Annotated in this window: 17 protein-coding genes; 12 read left to right on the top strand and 5 right to left on the bottom strand. The window is 55.3% G+C overall.

All coding sequences use genetic code 11. The annotated features are described in order from the left end of the window. Nucleotides 1-462: 462 nt before the first annotated feature. The 7 genes from ACFSX3_RS02205 (at nucleotide 463) to ACFSX3_RS02235 (ending at nucleotide 9,182) form a co-directional block, all read left to right on the top strand. Complete coding sequence (locus ACFSX3_RS02205) at nucleotides 463-1,317, top strand: carbohydrate ABC transporter permease (RefSeq protein ID WP_209991239.1); 855 nt, start codon at nucleotides 463-465, stop codon at nucleotides 1,315-1,317. A 67-nt stretch (nucleotides 1,318-1,384) separates the two neighbouring features. Continuing rightward, nucleotides 1,385-2,173, top strand: coding sequence for a carbohydrate ABC transporter permease (locus ACFSX3_RS02210; RefSeq protein WP_173139144.1), 789 nt, complete (start codon nucleotides 1,385-1,387; stop codon nucleotides 2,171-2,173). A 116-nt stretch (nucleotides 2,174-2,289) separates the two neighbouring features. Next, nucleotides 2,290-3,651: an ABC transporter substrate-binding protein gene (locus tag ACFSX3_RS02215; protein ID WP_209991184.1), complete on the top strand. Its 1,362-nt coding sequence runs from the start codon at nucleotides 2,290-2,292 to the stop codon at nucleotides 3,649-3,651. A 126-nt stretch (nucleotides 3,652-3,777) separates the two neighbouring features. Further along, complete coding sequence (locus ACFSX3_RS02220) at nucleotides 3,778-5,604, top strand: cache domain-containing sensor histidine kinase (RefSeq protein ID WP_209991182.1); 1,827 nt, start codon at nucleotides 3,778-3,780, stop codon at nucleotides 5,602-5,604. Next, on the top strand, nucleotides 5,597-7,240 hold the full coding sequence (locus tag ACFSX3_RS02225) for a response regulator transcription factor (protein WP_209991180.1): 1,644 nt from the start codon (nucleotides 5,597-5,599) through the stop codon (nucleotides 7,238-7,240). Before ACFSX3_RS02220 ends, ACFSX3_RS02225 begins: the two co-directional genes overlap by 8 nt. Further along, complete coding sequence (locus ACFSX3_RS02230) at nucleotides 7,234-8,013, top strand: 6-phosphogluconolactonase (protein ID WP_209991178.1); 780 nt, start codon at nucleotides 7,234-7,236, stop codon at nucleotides 8,011-8,013. Before ACFSX3_RS02225 ends, ACFSX3_RS02230 begins: the two co-directional genes overlap by 7 nt. Continuing rightward, nucleotides 8,010-9,182 carry an N-acetylglucosamine-6-phosphate deacetylase gene (locus ACFSX3_RS02235; RefSeq protein WP_209991176.1) on the top strand — a complete coding sequence of 391 codons (1,173 nt, stop codon included), beginning with the start codon at nucleotides 8,010-8,012 and terminating at the stop codon, nucleotides 9,180-9,182. Before ACFSX3_RS02230 ends, ACFSX3_RS02235 begins: the two co-directional genes overlap by 4 nt. Before the next feature lie 625 nt (nucleotides 9,183-9,807). Here the strand turns inward: ACFSX3_RS02235 and ACFSX3_RS02240 are convergent. Beyond that, nucleotides 9,808-10,377 carry a YdeI/OmpD-associated family protein gene (locus tag ACFSX3_RS02240; RefSeq protein WP_209991174.1) on the bottom strand — a complete coding sequence of 190 codons (570 nt, stop codon included), beginning with the start codon at nucleotides 10,375-10,377 and terminating at the stop codon, nucleotides 9,808-9,810. 495 nt (nucleotides 10,378-10,872) lie between these two features. Between ACFSX3_RS02240 and ACFSX3_RS02245 the strand changes: the two genes are divergently transcribed. Continuing rightward, the gene (locus ACFSX3_RS02245) at nucleotides 10,873-12,951 is read left to right on the top strand and encodes a methyl-accepting chemotaxis protein (RefSeq protein WP_379312559.1); all 2,079 of its coding nucleotides are present in this window, start codon (nucleotides 10,873-10,875) and stop codon (nucleotides 12,949-12,951) included. On the opposite strand, the gene ACFSX3_RS02250 is transcribed toward ACFSX3_RS02245, so the two are convergent. From ACFSX3_RS02250 to ACFSX3_RS02260, 3 genes are read right to left on the bottom strand one after another with little or no spacing between them, the layout of a single operon-like run. Beyond that, the gene (locus ACFSX3_RS02250; RefSeq protein ID WP_209991170.1) at nucleotides 12,931-13,830 is read right to left on the bottom strand and encodes an NAD-dependent epimerase/dehydratase family protein; all 900 of its coding nucleotides are present in this window, start codon (nucleotides 13,828-13,830) and stop codon (nucleotides 12,931-12,933) included. The genes ACFSX3_RS02245 and ACFSX3_RS02250 overlap by 21 nt on opposite strands. Before the next feature lie 51 nt (nucleotides 13,831-13,881). Further along, complete coding sequence (locus ACFSX3_RS02255; RefSeq protein WP_209991168.1) at nucleotides 13,882-14,652, bottom strand: RNA polymerase sigma factor; 771 nt, start codon at nucleotides 14,650-14,652, stop codon at nucleotides 13,882-13,884. After that, nucleotides 14,649-14,798, bottom strand: coding sequence for a Kazal-type serine protease inhibitor domain-containing protein (locus tag ACFSX3_RS02260; RefSeq protein ID WP_379258863.1), 150 nt, complete (start codon nucleotides 14,796-14,798; stop codon nucleotides 14,649-14,651). Before ACFSX3_RS02260 ends, ACFSX3_RS02255 begins: the two co-directional genes overlap by 4 nt. Here ACFSX3_RS02260 and ACFSX3_RS02265 point away from each other — a divergent pair. Both ACFSX3_RS02265 and ACFSX3_RS02270 read left to right on the top strand, forming a co-directional pair. Next, nucleotides 14,791-15,408 (top strand): ATP-dependent Clp protease proteolytic subunit, encoded by a 618-nt coding sequence (locus tag ACFSX3_RS02265; protein WP_379312588.1) that lies wholly within the window; start codon nucleotides 14,791-14,793, stop codon nucleotides 15,406-15,408. The genes ACFSX3_RS02260 and ACFSX3_RS02265 overlap by 8 nt on opposite strands. Nucleotides 15,409-15,427: 19 nt before the next feature. Further along, complete coding sequence (locus ACFSX3_RS02270) at nucleotides 15,428-15,634, top strand: hypothetical protein (protein WP_209991166.1); 207 nt, start codon at nucleotides 15,428-15,430, stop codon at nucleotides 15,632-15,634. Nucleotides 15,635-15,784: 150 nt separating this feature from the next. Here the strand turns inward: ACFSX3_RS02270 and ACFSX3_RS02275 are convergent, their stop codons facing one another. Then, nucleotides 15,785-17,575, bottom strand: coding sequence for an acyltransferase (locus ACFSX3_RS02275; protein WP_209991164.1), 1,791 nt, complete (start codon nucleotides 17,573-17,575; stop codon nucleotides 15,785-15,787). Nucleotides 17,576-17,731: 156 nt separating this feature from the next. Between ACFSX3_RS02275 and ACFSX3_RS02280 the strand changes: the two genes are divergently transcribed. Both ACFSX3_RS02280 and ACFSX3_RS02285 read left to right on the top strand, forming a co-directional pair. Further along, nucleotides 17,732-18,553, top strand: a complete 822-nt coding sequence (locus tag ACFSX3_RS02280) for an AraC family transcriptional regulator (RefSeq protein ID WP_209991162.1) — start codon at nucleotides 17,732-17,734, stop codon at nucleotides 18,551-18,553. A 521-nt stretch (nucleotides 18,554-19,074) separates the two neighbouring features. Beyond that, nucleotides 19,075-20,274 carry a saccharopine dehydrogenase family protein gene (locus tag ACFSX3_RS02285; RefSeq protein WP_036702452.1) on the top strand — a complete coding sequence of 400 codons (1,200 nt, stop codon included), beginning with the start codon at nucleotides 19,075-19,077 and terminating at the stop codon, nucleotides 20,272-20,274. The last annotated feature ends 26 nt before the right edge of the window (nucleotides 20,275-20,300 follow it).

The raw sequence follows: 20,300 nt of genomic DNA on the forward strand, positions 1-20,300 counted from the left end.
CTCTTCATTGTACCGTTTTCGTTGTTCACCCATGGCAACACACCTCCGTGATCCTTATTATCCCTCCGTCCGTTAAGTGGCGTCTACTATCTATTCTAAACCCAGAGTAGCCCTTATCATCTCTCTATAAGATGTTTAGAGTAGAAATTCCAAGAATAAGGACCATTCTAAACCCATGGGGTCCGTTCCTTGGCCCAAGTGGTGACTTTCATCCGGAATAAGCGCGCCTCAGTCCGTTATGCCGGGCCAGACGCTCTAATGGACAACTCCCGTCTTCGGCAGGTAAAAATTTTTCTGAACGGGTCAGGATCGTAGCTTATGTAAAATTCTTTGCTTTTCTATAATGAGAGATAAGATCACGCAAGAGGGGGGACAGAGCCTTTGAAGACGTCAGTTACCTTACCGCAGTCCCATAATAAACCAACCGCCGGCAGCAGAAAAAGAAAACGGATCGAAGCGGGGATGGGCTACTTTTTCACCGGTCCCATGCTGCTTGGGGTACTGGTATTCACACTGATTCCGATGATATTCTCCTTCATGCTCAGCTTCACCAAATGGTCGTTTGTCACCGGCTTCGATAAGATCCGCTGGAGCGGCCTGGATAACTTCCGTCAGCTGTTTCAGGATGAGGTGTTCCTGAAGTCACTGGGCAATAACTTCATTATGCTGCTGGCCGTACCCGTCGGGATGGCGATCGCGCTGATCCTCGGGGTAATTATCACGAGTCATGTATATGCGCCGGGTGCCTTCAAGGTCATCTACTTCATGCCCCAGATATCCAGTGTAGTGGCTGTGGCGGTAGTGTGGCAGGTACTCTTCCATCCTTCGTACGGTCCGGTCAACGGATTTCTGTCGGCGCTCGGGGTGGATAATCCGCCCAAATGGCTGGCCGATCCGACGTATGCGCTTCCATCGGTCATGCTGCTGATGATCTGGATTGACCTCGGGGTCTCGCTGATTATCTACATTGCCGGGATCAAGAATATTCCAGCCGATCTGTATGAAGCGGCGACGATAGACGGCGCGTCGAAGTTCGCCCAGTTCCGCTCCATTACCTTTCCGCTGCTGACGCCGACGACCTTTTTCCTGCTCGTGACCGGCATTATCGGCAATTTCAAATCCTTCGCCCTGGTCAAGGTGCTGACGGACGGCGGACCGGCTAACTCTACTTCTGTCGTTGTGTACGACATGTACCAGACCGCATTCGTCGATCTTCAGACCGGTTATGCTTCATCCATGGTCATGATTCTGTTCGTCATCGTGCTTGCCATTACCGGCCTGCAGTGGCTGGGACAGCGTTATTGGGTCAATTACTAGATAAGGGAGGCACATACCTGTGAGAATAGGCAATCTGGACTGGGGAAAAGCCATCATCACCCTGATCATGGCACTGCTGGGCATTGTGTTTCTGCTCCCTTTTATATGGATGCTGTCCGCTTCGCTCAAGCCTGAGGCCGACGTATTCAAGTATCCGATCGAATGGATTCCGCAGACATGGAGGGCGGCATTCAACTATCATTCCGTCTGGTTCGGCAAAGCCAACTTCACCCTGTATTACTGGAACTCGATTAAAGTCACGGCGCTCACGACACTTCTCTCCGTAGCGGTGTCCAGCATGGCGGCCTACGGCTTCACCAAAATCCGCTTTCCCGGCAGAAATGCACTGTTCGTAGTGGTGCTGGCGACTTATATGATTCCTGCGGAAGCCACGCTGGTGCCGCTGTTCATTATCTTCCGCTCCACCGGCCTGTACGATACGCATCTGGGACTGATTCTGCTGGGCGGATTCAGCGTGCTGGGCACGTTTCTGCTCCGCCAGTTTTTCGCTTCACTCTCGAATGAGTATATCGAATCGGCGCAGATCGACGGCGCGGGACATATCCGCATCTTCCTCTCGATTCTGTTCCCGCTGGTCCGGCCCGCGATAGCCACTTATGCGATTCTGCGGTTCATCTGGACCTGGAATGACTTCCAGACGCCGCTGGTCTTCCTGAACAGCAAGACCCTCTATACGCTTCAACTGGGCATGAATGCCTTCGCTGACCGTAACGGAGCCTTCTATTCACTGATCATGGCAGCCTCTGTCTCGGCGATTGTACCGCTGCTGGTGGTATTCATCCTCGGGCAGAAGCAGGTGATCGAAGGGATTTCCTTGGGGGGGGTGAAGGGGTGAGGGCTGGCAAGTTCCCGGAAGCTGCATAACCGGAAGACAGGCGGGCGGATAGGACGGTTAAGGGAGTACATGAGAACTGCATGGAACTGTAGACCACATTAGAAGGGGTGTTAGTTATGAAAAAGAATGTGTTCGCTCTGGTATGGATCATCGTGCTTCTGGTAGCTCTGGCGGGCTGCGGCAATTCAAACAACACGAATGGCGCAGCTCCGACTTCTGGCAGTACGGCTGCGCCGGAGGCGGGGGAGAGTGCCGCACCTTCCGCAGAAGCGGTAACGATCAAGGTCGCCAACTGGTCGCCTGCGGCCGATATGGAACCGATTCTGCAGGCGTACGAGGATTCCCATCCGGGAGTTACCCTGGAATACGTGGAGCTGGCTGACAACGGTGATTCGGTGGCCGGGATGAAGAAGCTGGATCTGCTCGTCGCATCCGGCGAGAACCTGGATGTGGTCTTCATGCCGGGGGCCACCGACTATTCACAGCGTGCCGGACTCGGACTGCTGGCTCCGCTGAATGACCTGATCAGCAAGGAAGGCATCACGCTGACAGACGAGTATACGGTTGATCCGTCCGTTGACGGTAAAGTGTATGCCCTGCCGGATACGCTGGAGAATTATTTCGTCCTGCTGAACAAGGACAAGCTGGATGCGGCAGGCTTAGCCGTTCCCACCGAATGGAGCTGGGACGATTATCTTGATTACGCAGCCAAGCTGACCAGCGGCACCGGTCCGTCCAAGACCTTCGGTACGTATTTCCATACCTGGGCCATGTACTGGGAGCTGGGAATCATTAACCAGGAGAAGGACAATAATCTGGTCAACAATGGTGTCGTGAATATCGACAGTGCGGGTATCCGTCAATCGCTGGAGCTGCGTAACAAGGCAGAGGCATCGGGAGTAGCGGTGCCGTATGCCGACACCATCTCCCAGAAGCTCGCTTACCGCTCGGAATTCTTCACCGGACATGCCGCGATGATCGTAACCGGCAACTGGATGATCGGCGAAGCAGGCGGCTCGGAAGAATTCCCGGCGACCTTCACCACCGCGTTCGCTCCGATGCCGTCTAACAGTGCCGGACAACCTGCGGGAGTCAGCATTGCCAACGGCAACTATGTAGGCATTCTGGAGAAGTCGGGCCATCAGCAGGAAGCCTATGATTTCATCCGCTGGTACTCCACGGAAGGCGAGCAGATGCAGAATGTATATTCCGCATGGAAGAAGCAGGATGTGGACAAGTTCATTGCAGGCGTCAAATCAGGTGCGATCAGCCCCGACAATATTGACGAGACCTCGCTGGCCTATGTAATCAAGAATGCCAAGCCCGCACCGCTCAGCGTGCCGCCAACCTATCAGGGCGAGCTGGAGACGGCCTTTACCAAAGAAACCGAGCTGTACATCCTGAAACAGCAGGATCTGGAGACTACGATCAGCAAAGCACAGGCTGAGCTGCAGAAGATTGTAGATGCCAACAAGTGAAAAATTGGAAGTGCTGAATAGCCCTTTTTTGCCCGAAATAATAGATTGAAATGAGCTGCTGGAGGCGGAAAGCTGATATGATAGAGGCATAGAAAACGATAGTCTGATTGTGAAGGGGGATTGCCATTGCTGCCTAGAGGATGGAGACTCGGTTTTCGCAATAAGCTGCTCGTCGCTTCTCTGCTCTGTCTGCTGCTTCCCGCCTCTATTACCTTGTATATCTCCAATTCCTACACCGAGCATATCCTCCGCTCCCAGGTGATTCAGAATGAACGCCGTTCGCTGGAGCAGGAGAGCCTATATATCTCTAACCTTCTCAGCAATATGGTGCTGGTGGCGAATTATATCCAGTTCGACCCGGGAATCACCCTTATTCTCAAAGAAAACTGGCAGCGCAATAAGCTGCACGAGCCTGATAACGCCAAGCACATTCTCGATTTCAAAGAGGTTACGGACAAGCTGAACAGCGTCACCTCCATGATGGAAAAAACGTTCGTCACCGTCCTCACCTCAGATGGACAATATTATTCAAACTATGCTTACGCCAAGCTGGATGTTGGCGCACTGCTGAAGCAGCCCTGGATGGAGCAAGCCCGCCAGCAGCCTGCCTTCGAGCTGTATTGGGCGGGTGTGCTTGCCAACTATATCCCGACTGCTGCCCCAAGCAGCCCGCAGGTGCTGACTATTGCCAGGAATCTCAAGCTATCCTCCGATTCAACCTATGCAACATTGATCATTAGTATTGCCGAGAGCCGGATCAGCCAGATTTTTAATGACAGCCGGCAGGGGCAGGAGACACTGCTGATTGCGCCTGACGGAACCGTCCTTGCCTCCAGGGACAAGACCCGGCTGGGCCAGCCGTTCGCGCTTATGGATGCTGTGAAGCATTCGGCGGATTCCGGGTTCATGGATTACCGGGGCGAGCAATATCTGCTGAGCAGCCTGGAGATTCCTTACGGGAATTACCGGATTGTCAGCCTGGCGCCATACCGCGAGGCCGTGAGCCAGATCAGTGCGACCCACCGCTGGAGCAGTGCCGTGCAGATCGTATCGGGCGCCTTCTTCCTGCTGATCCTGGTTCTGCTGGTCCGGCAGTTCACGAAGCCGGTGATCCGGCTGGATCAGGTGGCGGCACGGGTGGACCGGGGAGAGCTGGGCATCCGCTCAGGCGTTCGCGGCTATGATGAGATCGGACGGCTGGGCAAGTCCTTCGACCATATGCTGGACCGGGTGGAGCGGATGATTATCCAGATCAAGGTGGAGCAGGCACAGAAGCGCAAGGCCGAGCTGGCGATGCTGCAATCGCAGATCAATCCCCATTTCCTGTTCAATATTCTGAATTCGATCCGCCTGCGCATCATAATGCGCGGTGATGAGGAGAATGCGGAGCTGCTGTTCTCACTCTCCCGGCTGCTGCGGATGACTATTCAACAGCGGGACGAGTACACGACTCTGCATGATGAGCTGCATATTGTCAGGAGTTATGTGGAGCTGCTGAATTTCCGCCAGTCCGAGGAGGTTACGCTGGATACAGACTGCACCTCGGAGAGTCTTGGCGTGAAGATCCCCCGGTTCCTGCTGCAGCCGGTCATCGAGAATGCCTACATTCATGGTCTGCATCAGGAGAGCGGACGTATTCTGATCCGGACCCGGACGCAGGATCACCGGCTGCTGATCGAGATCGAAGACAACGGGCAGGGAATGGATGAGGCGACCCTAGGCCGCCTGCGTGCCGAGTTAAGCTCTGAATGGCAAGAGAAGGAAGCGATGCCGTCCAGCAGACTGGCCCATATCGGAATGTCCAATGTCTATGAGCGGCTGTATCTGACTTACGGTGCTGCCTTCCAGATCACGATTGACAGCCTGCCCGGACAAGGGACAACCTTCCGGTTCGGGCTGCCTGAAGAGATTCCGGATCAAGGCTATGAAAGGGAGCGTGGAAGCGATGTATAGCGTAATGCTGGTGGATGATGATCAGCCGGTACTGGACTTTCTCTCGGCGGTGATCCCTTGGGACGAGCTTGGATTAACGCTGCATTCTGCCTGCAAGAATGGTCTGATTGCCCTGGAGAAAGCGCAGGCCGGTATGCCCGATATTGTCATTACGGATATTGGTATGCCCTATATGGATGGTCTGGAGCTGATCCGTGAGCTGAAGCTGCGCAGCGAAGAGCTGCGTGTGGTGGTACTGTCCTGCATGGATGACTTCACGTACGCCCAGCAGGCGGTGAAGCTGATGGTGAGCGACTATATCTTGAAGGAGATGATCAGCCGCGAGCTGATTACCGGGCTGCTGCGGGAACTGGGCGACGATTTGCGCCGCCGGGATGCCGACAAAGCCCAGACGCAGAAGTGGAAAAGCATGGCCGAGAACCAGAAGGTGCTGCTGAAGCAAAGTGTGCTGCGGCGCATGGCTGCCCGGGAGCTGCCGGACAGCGAATGGCGGGCGGATGCTGCCGAGCTGGGGATTCTGCCGGATCTCACGGCCCATGTAGCCGTGCTCTGCCGGATCAGCGGCAACGCCGGGGAGAACGAAGCGGAGGAGCTTGCGCTAATGTCATGTGTGGAATCCGCCGCCGAAGCCGTGCGGCAGGAGGACACCGCTGCCGTATGCTTGCCCTACAGCGGGCGCGATTGTGTGCTCGTCTTCAGCGGCGGGATGGGCAATGGCGCGGACTCAGGCCATATCTCTATGCTCGGCAGGCTGCGTTCCGCGATTCAAGTTCTGCCGGGGGTTACGGCTTCCTTTCAATATTTGTGTATACCGGCGGGCGGCGGGCATTTCCGGGAAGGGATCATTGAGCTGCTTAGTCAAGGCCGTGAATATGCCTTCTATCTGAAGCCGGGCGAGCTGAGCAGTCTGAAGACGCTCCTGCCGTTCACGGAGGAGGATCTGTTCCTCCATTATGCCGAAGCCTCGCAGGAGATCCGTGAGGCCTTCCTGGAGGAGGCGGCCGACAGGCTTGCGGCCTTGCTGTCGAAATGGATGGATTATATCCGTGCCAGACGGTATGCGCCGCGCCAGGTGAAGGAGTGGATGCTCAAGCTGCTCTACGATAACCAGATGCGGCTGATGGCCCGCCAGCAATTCCAGTCCACCTTTTCCCTGGAGCTGCTGCATGATACCCTGACGGCGATTGATCATATGGATCATCTGGAGGAATGGTCCCTACAATTCTTCAACGAACGCCTGCCGGTGATCCGCGAGATGTATCAGGAGACCCGCCGGGATGAGATCAAGAAGGTGAAGCAGTATGTTGACCGCCATCTGAACCGTAAAATCACCCTGGAGGAGGTGGCGGAATACACGCATTTGAATTCGAGCTATTTCAGCCGGCTGTTCAAAAAGGAAACCGGAATGAGCTTCATCCACTATGTTACCCATACCAAAATGGAGCAGGCCAAGGAATGGCTGGATCAGTCTCCGCAGAGTGTGGAGCAGGTTGCCGAGCAGCTTGGATATGAGAATAAAAGCTATTTCACGAAGCTTTTCAAGCTGCATACAGGCACTACACCCGGAGAGTTCCGGGGGGAGGAAGGCAACCGGTCCGCACAGACATCAGGCACAAGGAGGCACTACCCATGCTGAACATCAAACCGATTCATACAGAACTGTCAGGTGCCATGCTTGTCCGCGTATACGAGAACCGCTCACAGCTCGGAGCTGCTGCCGGGCGTGAGGCGGCGGCGGCCATCCGGGCGCTGCTGGCCTCCAAGGCACAGGTGCGGATCGTGTTCGCCGCTGCACCCTCCCAGAATGAATTCCTTGCGGAGCTTGCCGCTGCGCCGGAGCTGGACTGGAGCCGGATTACCGCATTTCATATGGATGAATATGTCGGCCTGCCGGAAGGCTCGCCGCAGAGCTTCGGCACCTTCCTCCGGGAGGCGTTGTTCGGCAAGGTCTCGCCGGGAACGGTCCATTATCTGAATCCTGCCGCCGGTGCGGAAGCCGAAGCTGAGCGTTACGGACGGCTGCTGGCGGAAGCGCCGATAGATATAGTCTGCCTCGGCATTGGGGAGAATGGCCACCTGGCCTTCAATGATCCGCCCGTGGCGGACTTCAATGACCCGCTTCCTGTGAAGCTGGTGGTGCTGGATGAGGTCTGCCGGAACCAGCAGGTGAATGACGGATGCTTCCCCAGCCTGGCAGAAGTGCCGCGGCAGGCCTTGACGCTGACGATTCCGGTCCTGCTGTCCGCGCAATGGCTGTTCTGCATGGTGCCGGGCGCTTCCAAGCGCGGTGCGGTTACCCGCACACTGCATGAATCTATCTCTACAGCATGTCCGTCCACCATCTTGCGGGAGCATGGGGATTGCCGGATGTTTGTGGACACCGACTCCTTCGGGGCGGTCTTCTCATGAACATTGACGCGCTGCATTACCGGACAGGCGAACCGGTCCGGGTTACTGTGGAAGACGGCTTGATTGCTGCTATCGAACCGCTGGAGACGCAGCTGACGCTGGAGGAAAGGGCAGAGCTGCCGCTGGTTGCGCCGGGTCTAGTCGATCTGCAGATCAACGGCTACGGCGGATATGACTTCAACCATCCGGCGCTGAGCGCAGCGGTCGTTAAGGAGGCTGTCCGCGCTGTATGGAAGGAGGGGGTAACCGGCTTCTACCCGACTGTAATTACCGGCGCTCCGTATACCATTCTCGGAGCGATGCGGGCGATTGCCCGGGCCTGTGAGGAGGATGATGCCAGCGCTGCGACGATTAAGGGCATCCATCTGGAAGGCCCGTTTCTCTCGCCGGAGGACGGGCCGCGCGGGGCACACGCGCTGGAGCATATCCGTCCGCCGGACACGGCCTTGTTCGATCAGTGGCAGGCGGCGGCGGGCGGACGCATCTCCCTTGTGACGCTGTCCCCCGAATGGGAGGGGAGCGCGGAATTCATCCGCCACTGCGTACGGCAGGGGATCACCGTCTCTATCGGGCATACGTCAGCGGATGCCGCGCAGATTGCCGGGGCGGTGGCCGCCGGAGCGCGGCTGTCCACGCATCTGGGCAATGGCGCCCATGCCATGCTGCCGCGCCATCCGAACTATCTGTGGACCCAGCTCGCCGAAGAGGCGTTGTGGTGCACGCTGATCGCCGACGGCTTCCACCTCCCGGATGAGGTGCTGAAGGTGGCAATGAAGGTCAAGGGCCGGCAGGCACTGCTGGTCAGCGATGCCGTTGCCCTCGCCGGGCTTGCGCCCGGCAGCTATGACACGCCGGTCGGCGGCCGTGTCGTGCTGACCCCGGCGGGCCGGCTGCATCTCGCCGGCGAGCCCGGGCTGCTGGCGGGCTCGGCGCAGATGCTGCTGCGCCACATCGCGCGCCTTAGCGCCGCGGGCCTGGCCAGCCTGCCGGACGCCTGGGACATGGCGTCCGTGCAGCCGGCAGGCTTCATGGCCCTGCCTGCGGCCGCGGGCCTGGCCGCAGGAGCGCCGGCGGATCTGGCGCTGATCCGCCGCATTGGCGCCGGCGCTGCCGGGCTTGCGCTAACGGCGCTGTGCCAGGCCGGCGGCTGGGTGTACCGCCGGGAGTGAGTGTAGCGGCGGCTGAATGAGGACAGGCCCCCGGTTACGGGGGCCTGTTATGATATGGAAGTGAATCGCTCAAATTAAGCGATTGTAGAGGGCAGGTGCGGCATGGGCTGGGCATGGGTATGGCTGTTGCGCCAGCGTCTGCACCACGCCAGTAACATTAACAGTAAATGTATTCGGTTTTCCGCATACACCCGCACTAGCATCCACACTATGTCCGCACAAGCGTCAACGTCTGCGCTAGCTGCATCAGTATCAACTAACATTTGCAATTAGCCTCAGCGTCAGTGCGAGTATCAGCACCAGCCTCATCTTCAACCTCAGCCCCTTCCTCAGGAAACAGTTGGATTTCAGGCACTTGTTCAGGGGCGGAAGGGGCCACACCCTGTCATAGTTGGAAAAAAGGCACTTAATATGCTGGCATCAGAGCCATAGAGGGAGTTTTCACGAAAATAAATGTCATAAATCCAATTAATTTCCGCAGATGCTCCAAATGACCTGGAATAAAATACGTTTTTCCAACTAATATCCATTATGTAATCTCCGTCATGTATTATCCATCATGCAGAGCGAACCCCAGTTACTTTCAATGCACCCATCACATATCCCCACACTTATTCCACCAGAACTAATAATCCAGCAAACGCCCGTTGTCGTGCCACTCTCCGTACATTTTGTTCACGCGGGTATTCTCTATGAATTTGTCCAATCTGCGTTCGAACAGCTCCGGCTGGCGGATATAGCTCTGGATGGTGTCGATCCGCACCCGCTGATACAGCGACGGGAAGGCCAGAAAATGGCGATACACTTGCTGGTCCTCCTTCAATCTATGTTCAATCACGGGATCGATTCGAAAAGCTTCGATATCCATATCAGGCAGGCATTGCCGTCCCTCGTCGCGCATCAACCCCAGCTTCTCAAGGCGGCGGACACGCTCCTTATTAAGCTCCGTCCATGAACTCCGTTTGCTGCGTGGAGACAGCCGTTGCATCAGCTTGCCTTCAGCGTTCACCTTCTTCACCCCGTCAATCCAGCCGAAGCACAGCGCTTCTTCTACGGCGTCCAGGTACAGCAGCGTATCCGGGAGCGGCTTCATACTGACCTCTACCCAGCAAGAACCTTCCGCCGTACTGTTCACCAGCAGCCAATTTCTCAACTCTTCTCTTGTTGCAGCTGCAAGCCTATTTTCGTTACTCATAGATACTGGTTCATTCCCTTCTGTCTTCTGCTTCCGGTTCTCTGTCTGCTCTCTGCCGATCGAAATCCTGCACATTAAGCAACTTCTCCTTCAATAAAATAACGCCAATCCGGAATTGTTGCACAAATGACAGCATTCCCTCTACTCGAAGTGGCTAGGCGGCGAGAATTCCTGCATTTTATACAACAATCCTGCCATTCCACCAGTATCCATGAATCAAAGTTGCAATTTGTGCAACACTTAAGCTTTGAACTTGAAGCTTCATCGTCACTGCGGTGAACATTTGGACTTCCGGCCGCTGCCCATCCCCACATTTCTTCATCCAATCCTACTATTTACTTAAATTTTGCCGCTTTGTTAACAGTTTCGCAACAGATTCTTTACGCTGCGCATACACAACTTAGGAGGACAATTAATATCCGGCTTTTACAATTAGAGAGTATTAGCAGAATATACCTATTGCACAATCAGGCTGGATATGAAGGGATGATACTTTTGAAGGGGAAGCCACTGCACTTTTCGATGAAATGGAAGCTGATCTTGAGTTTCTCGGCGATTACACTTATTTTTCTGGGTGTGGCTGTGTACCAGGGACATAAAATCAAGCAGGTCGAGCAATCCATGGAACGGCAGAAGAGCGAAATGGAGAATAGAATCACCGTCTCAACCATCACCCAGCAGCTGCAGGAGCTGAACCGGGCAGAGACTTCATTCGCTGAGTCCAGCGATCTGGAGCAGGCAGAACCTTTACAGGAGAAGCAGCGGCAGTTGTCTGCCGAGCTCGCCAAGGTGAATTTTGAGCAGGGCACGCCTGCCTTCAAGATGCTCGGACTTCTGGCTGACCAGGCGGCAGCATACGGGGAACTAACGCAGGAACTGGTAACCGTGTTGTCGGATGAGACTCTGGACCCGCTAAGTGTGTTGGAGACAAGCGATGTTATACATACGAAGGGGCTCACATTGAATCAGGACATGCTGAAGACGAACGGGGAGCTGTACACCGCTGCTGCCGCCAATGCCGATCAGGCCCAGGGTGTCTCCTTCGACCTGCTGGATGATACGGTATCTATTGTGACATACGCTGCGATTGCAGTGTCCCTGTTCATGCTGGTGCTCGCCTGGCTGCTGATCCGCTCGTTCTTGTCACCAGTGCGCAGGCTCCAGGCGGCGCTCAGACAGATCGCGGAGGGCGATCTCCGGCAGCAGATTAACTCCCCGTATAATGACGAGCTTGGACAGCTGAGCCATCATTTCGACCATATGGTCGGCAGGGTACAGGGGATGCTGCGGCAGACCTTGTCAGCGGCAGGCTCGCTTGCCGATTATGCGCAATCTTTTCAAGAGTCTTCGGCAGTAACAGCGCATACGAACCAGAATATTGTAAGAACCATACAGGAAATTTCGCTTGGGGCAGACCAGCAGGCCAGCCAGTCGGAGCAGAGCACGCAGCTCTTGGAGGAGCTGGCCTGCGGGGTTCAGGAGATTACCGATTATACGGATGTCATGCTGACTACGAGTGAAGCCGCTAACCGGAACAGGCAGCAGGGCTCGGAGACCGTTACGGCGCTGCGCCAGAGCTCCCAGGATTCTCGGGTGTCCATCAGCAAGGTCTACGGGGCGCTGGACAAGCTGGTGAGCCAGTCCAAGGATATCTCGCGTATTACCCATTCGATCACCGAAATCTCGAAGCAGACGAATATTCTCTCACTGAACGCAGCGATTGAAGCTGCCAGGGCGGGGGCAGCAGGCAAAGGCTTCGCCGTGATTGCCGATGAAGTGCGGCAGTTGTCCATACAGACGAATGATTCCTCGGTGCATATCAGCAGGATTATTCAGGAGCTTGGGGCCGGTATGGCGGATTTCCAGGGACATATGATGGAGACCCGGGACCGTCTGGAGCAGCAGGACCATCAGGTGGAACAGACCCTGGCTTCCTTCGCCGCTATCGACGAATCGATTACAGGCATCAGTACACAGATCGGGCAAATTCACAATAAGGTGGAACAGACCCGGACCCTCAATTCGCAGCTGGCCGAATCTGTACATTCTGTTGCGGCTGTAGCTGAGCAGACGGCGGCCGGGGTTCAGGAGGTTAACGCTTCCAGCACCCAGCAGGATCAGGCCATCGGGGACATCGCAAGACAGGCCGGGGAGATTAATGAAATCTCGCAGCGGCTGTTCCGGGAGATCAATGTGTTCAAAATATCGGAGACTGCTGAGGCCGAATTTGAGCTGGAAGCAGCGTCTGAGCTAGAACCAGACCCAGTTTCAGCTTCAGATTCAAATGCAAGTTTAGCACATGCAGGTACAACGGTTCGCGGGGTGGTGCAGGAATCCGAAAAGAAGCTGTACGCAGAGCCAGAAGGGGAAGTCCAGGTCGAGCTACAGCGGAAGATCCATACCGAGCTGACGGCACAGACAGAAAAAAAGGCAGAAGCCGGAATTCACCGGCCCCTGCCTGCGGGAATACCGGTGCAGGATAAGCCTGCGCCCGGCCTGAGTATACTTGTTAACGAACCGCAGCAAGAAATCTCCAAAGAGCTGGCGGAGGACTTACTGGTCCTGGCGAAGTGAATGGGTCAGCGACGAGACCAGCTCCGGGAACCACTCTGATAAGGATAGGAAGCTGAAGCCCGCGCTGCGGGCTTTTGCCGTATCCATGAACCAGGATGCTCCGATGCCAAAAGGCGATTGGTCTGCTTCCGCCGCCTCACTCTGGACGGTAGCTGTCCTTTCGGTGATCTGCTCGATGATGGAGATAACGGCGCTAATGGTGAGGGGGCCATCAGAGCAGGCGTTCACCGGCCCGGTGACGGCTGAGCCCTCCCGGCCCAGCCAATGCAGGAAATCAGCCGCTTCGTCCGAACGGATGAACGAGATCTCCGCTTGCGGATTAGGGATGCCAATCGGTTGACCCGCCAGAACATGCTTAATGTGAAAATGCAAACGGCGCGTATAATCATCTGTGCCCAGCACAATCGGAAAACGTACCGCAGCCACCGGGAAATCTGCTGTCTGAAGCAGAATCGCTTCGGCTTGCCTTTTGCCTTCCTGGTAACTGATCTCCGCCTTCCCGCCGGACTTCAGCGGATAATGCCAAGGATCGAAGTCCGTTTCAGCCAGCGCCTCCGGCTGTGGATCGTACACCGATAAGCTGGAAGTCAGGATATACCGCTTGGCCCGCCCCGCCCAGATCCGCACAGCCGCCGCAGCCTCATCCGGCGTGTAGCAAATGTTATCGTAGACGATATCCCACACGGTATCCAAGACAGCCCGCTCAAGCGCCGCTTCATCCGTCCGGTCCACAGCCAGCCGGGTGACACGCTCACCGAAGGTATCCTCGGTTAGGCCCCGGGTGAGAATGGTGACCTCGCTGCCCTGGTCCTGGATCAGCAGCTCCACCAGTCTTTTGCCGAAAAATCTCGTTCCTCCAAGCACAAGCACCTTCTTCATGGGATCACCTCTCCTAAGTTATAGTCAGAGCTACTGCTCCATTCATCCGTATTATGCAGCCATCCGAAGCTCACCGTATGCAGGCGCTCCATGGGTGAGGGCATATCTCGCGTTGTCTGTGTACACGGAATATACGGACTGAACCGTAAAGGTGCTTACAGCAGCGGTTACCTCCCCGGCGTTCTCCTGGCGGAGCAGCTCCAGCAATACTGGAATCTGCCCTTGTTCATAGGCCTCAGCCAGCGCCCGCAGATACCCCCGGTAATCGGCATCCTGCGGAAGCGCGGGACCTTCATGCTGGATCAGCTCCTCCCGGACCTTGCTCAAGGCCTGGCGTGCACGGTGAAGCGCCGCTTTTACCGCGCCTTCCGTGGTTGCCAAGAGTCCGGCGGACTCGGCGGCTGAATACCCCAGCACATCGCGGAGGACCCAGGCGGTCCGCTGCGGCGGCGAGAGATGGGCGAGCAGCGCCTGAAAGGTCAGCTCCGTCTCGGTCAGCTCCTCTAGGGCTGCCGCCGCAGAAGCTGGATCGGATGACACTCCAGACCTTTCCATGGCACGGATGAGCGACCCCTGGCGGCGGGAGGCGTCAATCCAGGTATTCTTGGCAATCCGCAGCAGCAGGGCTTCGGGATTGGGGCTGACGGTGAACTTGCGGTAGCCCAGCGCTTTGGCCCAGGTCTCCTGCGCCAGATCGTCGGCGTCGAAGCGGGAGCGGGTGAGCGACAGGCAGTAACGCTGGAGTGTTGTTCCCAGCTCCTCCAGATGTCTTGTATCCATAGCTATCATATCCGTTGTCCGGTGATGTTCAAGCATCGTCATAGTGGCCCTCTCCTTCGATGGGTTGTGTTGCTTCTATTATATAAACGAACGGCACAATGTAAAAGATACGCACTCCCGCTATTTCCGCACACGCTGCGTCTTCCGTATCTTTTCGGGCAGGCTGACCGTTTACAGGGTATCCACACTAAAACAGATCAGAGGAGGCACACCAGAATGAGCGTAATCCCCTATGTGATTGAACAGACGGCCAGAGGAGAGCGGTCCTATGATATCTATTCCAGGCTGCTGAAGGACCGGATTGTATTCGTGGGTGCGGCAATCGATGACGGGCTGGCTAACAGCATTATTGCCCAGTTGCTGTTCCTCGCGGCGGATGAGCCGGAGAAGGATATTCAGATGTTCATTAACAGCCCGGGAGGTTCGACTACCGCAGGCTTTGGTATTTATGATACGATGCAGGTAATTAAACCTCAAGTCAACACGATCTGTACCGGTTTTGCTGCTTCGTTCGCTTCACTGCTGCTGCTGGCGGGAGCAACTGGCAAACGGTCCGCGCTGCCCAACAGCGAGATTATGATCCATCAGCCGCATGGCGGGGCGCAGGGGCAGGCCAGCGATATTGCCATCAGCGCCAGACGTATTCTCCAGATCCGTGAGAAGATTGTCGGGATCACCGCGCAGCGGACCGGACAGCCGCCGGAGAAGGTGGAGAAGGATATGGACCGGGATTATTTCATGTCGGCTGAGGAGGCACTGGAATACGGAATTATTGACACGATCATCACCCATCTGTGAGACGAAGGAGAGGAAGAGCATGCTGGAAGCACTGAAGGGACAGGAAGTTCATATTCATTTTTTGGATGGTACGAGTGTTAAGGGAGGCGTACTCAAGGAGCTGGACGAGCGGTTTGTGAAATACAGTACGGAATATCAGACCCTCTACATTCCCATTACCTCGATCCGGGCGGTAGATGTGCAGACCAAGGAACGCGAGCGTCCGCGTGTCGGCTTCGGGCAATAGTAAAAAGCGCGAATGAGGAGCAAAAGTGCCCCTGAAATCGCCGAAAGTGACTGGGGGGCGTGAATGATGCGCTTATAGATCTAAAAAACGGTACTGTCCTTTAAAGCGACGGTACCGTTTCTGTTTGTAAAATAGGTTTATTTAGCAGCATTACTCCACGGATAATGCGTAAGCAGGCTCCAGGCGGTGCACTCCCTTAGGGGAGTAGCTCAGGGCTGAGCTTAACCCGCATAGGTCCGCCAGCAGACAGATGATGCTTAGCCACATCTCCGTGCCTTGCAGGCCGGTCTCCTGCTGCCGCGACAGCTGGAAGGCGAAGCCGCGTCCGGGAACCCAGAAGGGCAGCACTTCGCCGAGCAGCTTCTCCGCCCAGGTGCGGATCTCTGCCTGCCGATAATCACTCTGCTTCTGGCAGAGCCAGAGCGGGTGGACAACATCCAGCACGTTGCAGGCATTCAGCGCTTCCAGACGGAAGAAGCGGCGGTCCCGGCTGTGAGCCAGCACGGTATCAATGCTGCGCTCCGGGTACGGCAGGGGCAGGCCGAATTGGGCATAGGTAGCGCGTGTAAGCCGGTAAAAGCCGTTCACCGGCTGCAGCCAGCCCTCCTTCGCAGTAGGCAGACCCCACAACCCGGAGTCCCGGCGGCAATGCGTCGCCAGCCAGCCGAACAGATCATCCGGGCGCTTGCCGGAGCCGAAGGACTTCAGGTTGTGATACAGGCCGGTAGCGTAGCAGTCAATCCAGTCGCCAGCGCCCCAGGCATTGTCCGCCCAGGGTAGACTATTAAGCTGCTGATACAGTGTAGCAGTATCCATTTTCTCGGCAACGGCAACGGGATAGGGCAGAGTAGAACCTAACACCTCAAGCGCGTAGCCTACAGCGAGAAGATGATAGCGCGAGAGATGGTCGGTTAACAGCTCCGGCCGGTCTTCCGGTCCGGGCAGCGACCATGGATCGGGCAATAATCCGGTCCGGCTGTCCTGGAATGACTCTAATGTTGTGATCAGCTCCTCCTTCGTCCAGCCAGGCGGCAGATTGCCGAACATCGCAGCAATCTCCACGGCATCGCAGTACGCCCGTACGGTCCGCCCCGCTCCCGGCCGGTCCCGGAACAGCTTCTCTCCCTCTATCGTTGCGAAGTAGAACCCCAGCAGGGGAGTTAGCTGCACCTGCACCTGCTTGCTGAAGTCCGCCAACTGCTCATACATTGTCCTGAAAACGGGGGCATCTCCAGCACGCGGCCCTGCGCCTTGCTTCGAATACTCTGTATCTTCTCCCAAACTTCTCGCCTCACTTTCCATGCTATCCTTAATGCTCACTACTGAATCCTCCTTGGCTGTCATTGGCTCAGCCGTTGTAGCTGCCTCCCCAGCCAGCCGGCTGCGGATCAGCTTGGCCGGATTGCCGCCGACAATGCTGTACGCCGGTACATCGCGGGTTACTATCGCCCCCGCCGCAACAATGCTGTGCGAGCCGATCCGCACTCCGTCAAGAATCACGGCACCCGCCCCGATCCACACATCATCTCCTATGACAATACCCTTGACTGTCAAAGGCTGGCGGAAGACCGGAACATCCGTCACAGCATAGCCGTGATTGAAGCCGTATAGACTTGCATGGGAAGCGATCCGCACGCCATTCCCCATGGTAATATCGCCTGACAATACGCTATAGCTGTTAATAGAGCAGTCGCTGCCCGTAACCAGCCGTGTACTGCGGACAATCGCACCTCCGGCGATGTAGCTCCGGTCGCCAAGCGTAAGCTTATCCGGCAATACGATGGCTTGCGGCGAGACGAAGCAGGCTTCCCCGAAGGTGCAGGGATAATCGGAAGCAAGCTGCTGCTGGTGCCGGTCCTGCTGAAGCCGTTCTTGTTCGGACAGGCCAATCCAGGGCATGTAATCCAGGGCTTGTGCCTTAGTGGATAAGGTTTCAGTCATATGGTTTCTCTCCTTCATCATTCCAGCCGTTAATGTCCTAAGTGTAGCAATGAATGCAGGGGAGTGGCATGGTATAATGAACAGAATTGGCATGTCAAAAACGCTTCAATATCCCATCCCTGGTAAATGGCAGGCTGAGAAACGGAGGAGCTATACATGGAGGAGATTCCGCAGAATCTGGTGATGGATATCCACTGGATTCATGACAAGACAACCTTCCCGCACTGGAAGGATATCCGTCAGAATATACATGTACACAGTCTGTACTGGATTCAGGAAGGGGAGGGAGTGTTCCGGACAGACACAGAGGAGCATCCGGTGTCGCCGGACATGCTGTTCTATCTGCGGCCGGGACTGTCGATGGAGATGAGCAGCGGAGGCGGGGAGCCTTTGCGCATCACCATGATTCTGCTCTCGCTGTATACGCTATCCCCTTCTGCGGACAATCAGGGGAGGGTAGAGCCGCTTCATGAATTGCCCTTGCCGTTTCACCTGAAGCCGGGGAGGGAGCCGGGCAGAGCGCTGAGTCAGCTGTTCCGCCGGATTACTGGCGATTTTGTTCCCGGCAGTTCCGGGAGCCAGCTTAAGACTCAGGCGCTGCTCTATGAGCTTTTGTACGAAATATTTCAGGCTAAGGATGGCGGCCATCCAGACCGTGGACAGGGCTATGAACTGTTCATGCGGATGAAGGAGGAGCTGGAGCGGCGCTATAGTGAACCCTTGCAGATCCATGAGCTGGCGGTGCGCTACGGCATATCCTCCTCGTATGTCCGCAGTCTTTTTCAGCAATATCTGCATCAGAGTCCCAAAGGGTATTTAAGTGAAATCCGCTATGAGCATGCGAAGAAGCAGCTGCTCTACACCAGGCTAACCCTGAAGGAGATTGCGGCCGCCTGCGGGTACAGCGATGAGTTTCATTTCAGCAAAGCCTTCAAGCAGCTCAGCGGACAGCCGCCGTCTGCGATGAGGTCGCATTAATCCCGCTACGCTCAAGTATGACCGAGGTATGGGAAAGACAGGGTTACGCATAATAAGCGGATAGAACAGACCGGATCAGTCAACACTGGGCGGCCTTTACAATGATCAGTTAACGGCAGCGAAAAACGGGTAATTTATTATAATGTGCCTCATTTACACTTTTGTCCGGCTGACCTTGCTTAAATTTGAAATAAAAAAGTTGAACAACACCGCCATTGTGATATAATTATCCGGTTGGCCTGATGGACTGGCATGTGGACGGGACCCTAAGCTGGGTTTCAATTTATTAAGGTTAAAAGCGAAGGAAAACGAAGGATTTCAGTGTAATGAAGTGAATTACAGAGTATTAATGGAGAAAACTGCAGATTTTACACGGAAGATCACAGTTTTTGTCGGATTTTATTGATTTATTGAGAAAGTTTCTGTATAATCAGCGTTGTTGATTTTTCATAGGATGTAGCCTGTTCCAGAGCAGCAAGGCTAATAACTAATAACTTAAGCATAATTAGGGGGTTATTAATTTGGGAAAAGCGTTAATTATTGGCGCTGGCGGTGTAGCGAGCGTTGTTGTTCATAAATGCTGCCAGAACCCGGATGTATTCGAAGAGATCTGCATTGCCAGCCGTACGGTGTCTAAGTGCGATGCGCTCAAAGAGAAGCTGGACGGGGGCCTGACTAAGATTTCTACGGCCAAGCTGGATGCTGACAACACGGAAGAAGTCATTGAGCTGATCAAGAGCTTCCAGCCGGATGTCGTGATTAATGTGGCTCTCCCTTACCAGGATCTGACGATCATGGATGCCTGCCTGGCTACCGGAGTGCATTATGTAGATACAGCCAACTACGAACCGCAAGATACCGCGAAGTTTGAATATTCCTGGCAGTGGGCGTATAAGGAACGGTTTGAGAAGGCCGGAATTACGGCGCTGCTCGGCAGCGGCTTTGACCCTGGCGTAACCGGCGTATTCACGGCTTATGCGCAGAAGCATTATTTTGACGAGATTCATACGATTGATATTGTGGATGCGAATGCGGGCGACCATGGTTATCCGTTCGCGACCAACTTCAATCCTGAGATTAATATCCGCGAGATTACTGCGAACGGACGTTACTTCGAGAATGGCGAGTGGATTGAGACAGCGCCGCTGTCCGAGAAGAAAGTATACGATCTCCCGGAGATCGGCCCGAAGGATATCTACCTTTTGTACCATGAAGAGTTAGAATCCTTGGCAGTTAACATTCCTGGCGTCAAAAAAATCCGCTTCTGGATGACCTTCTCGCAGAACTATCTGACTCACCTGAAGGTGCTTGAGAATGTCGGCATGACTTCTATTGAGCCAATTAATTACGAAGGTAAAGAGATTATTCCTTTGCAGTTCCTGAAGGCCATTCTGCCTGACCCGGCTTCATTGGGACCAAGAACCAAAGGTAAAACCAATATCGGCTGTATCATTCAAGGAACCAAAGACGGCCAGCCTAAAACCTATTATGTCTACAATGTCTGCGATCACGAAGAGTGCTACAGAGAGGTTGGCTCACAGGCCATTTCCTACACTACCGGCGTTCCTGCAATGATCGGGGCGATGATGATTATCAAAGGCATCTGGAACAAGCCGGGCGTACACAATATCGAAGAGTTCGACCCAGATCCATTCATGGATGCCCTTAACAAACACGGTCTGCCTTGGCAAGAAGATTTCTCGCCGACGCTGCTGGATTAAGGCGCATGACCATGAAGAACAAGGAC

It is taken from the genome of Paenibacillus rhizoplanae (assembly GCF_042684125.1).
Classification (GTDB): Bacteria; Bacillota; Bacilli; order Paenibacillales; family Paenibacillaceae; genus Paenibacillus_AQ; species Paenibacillus_AQ rhizoplanae.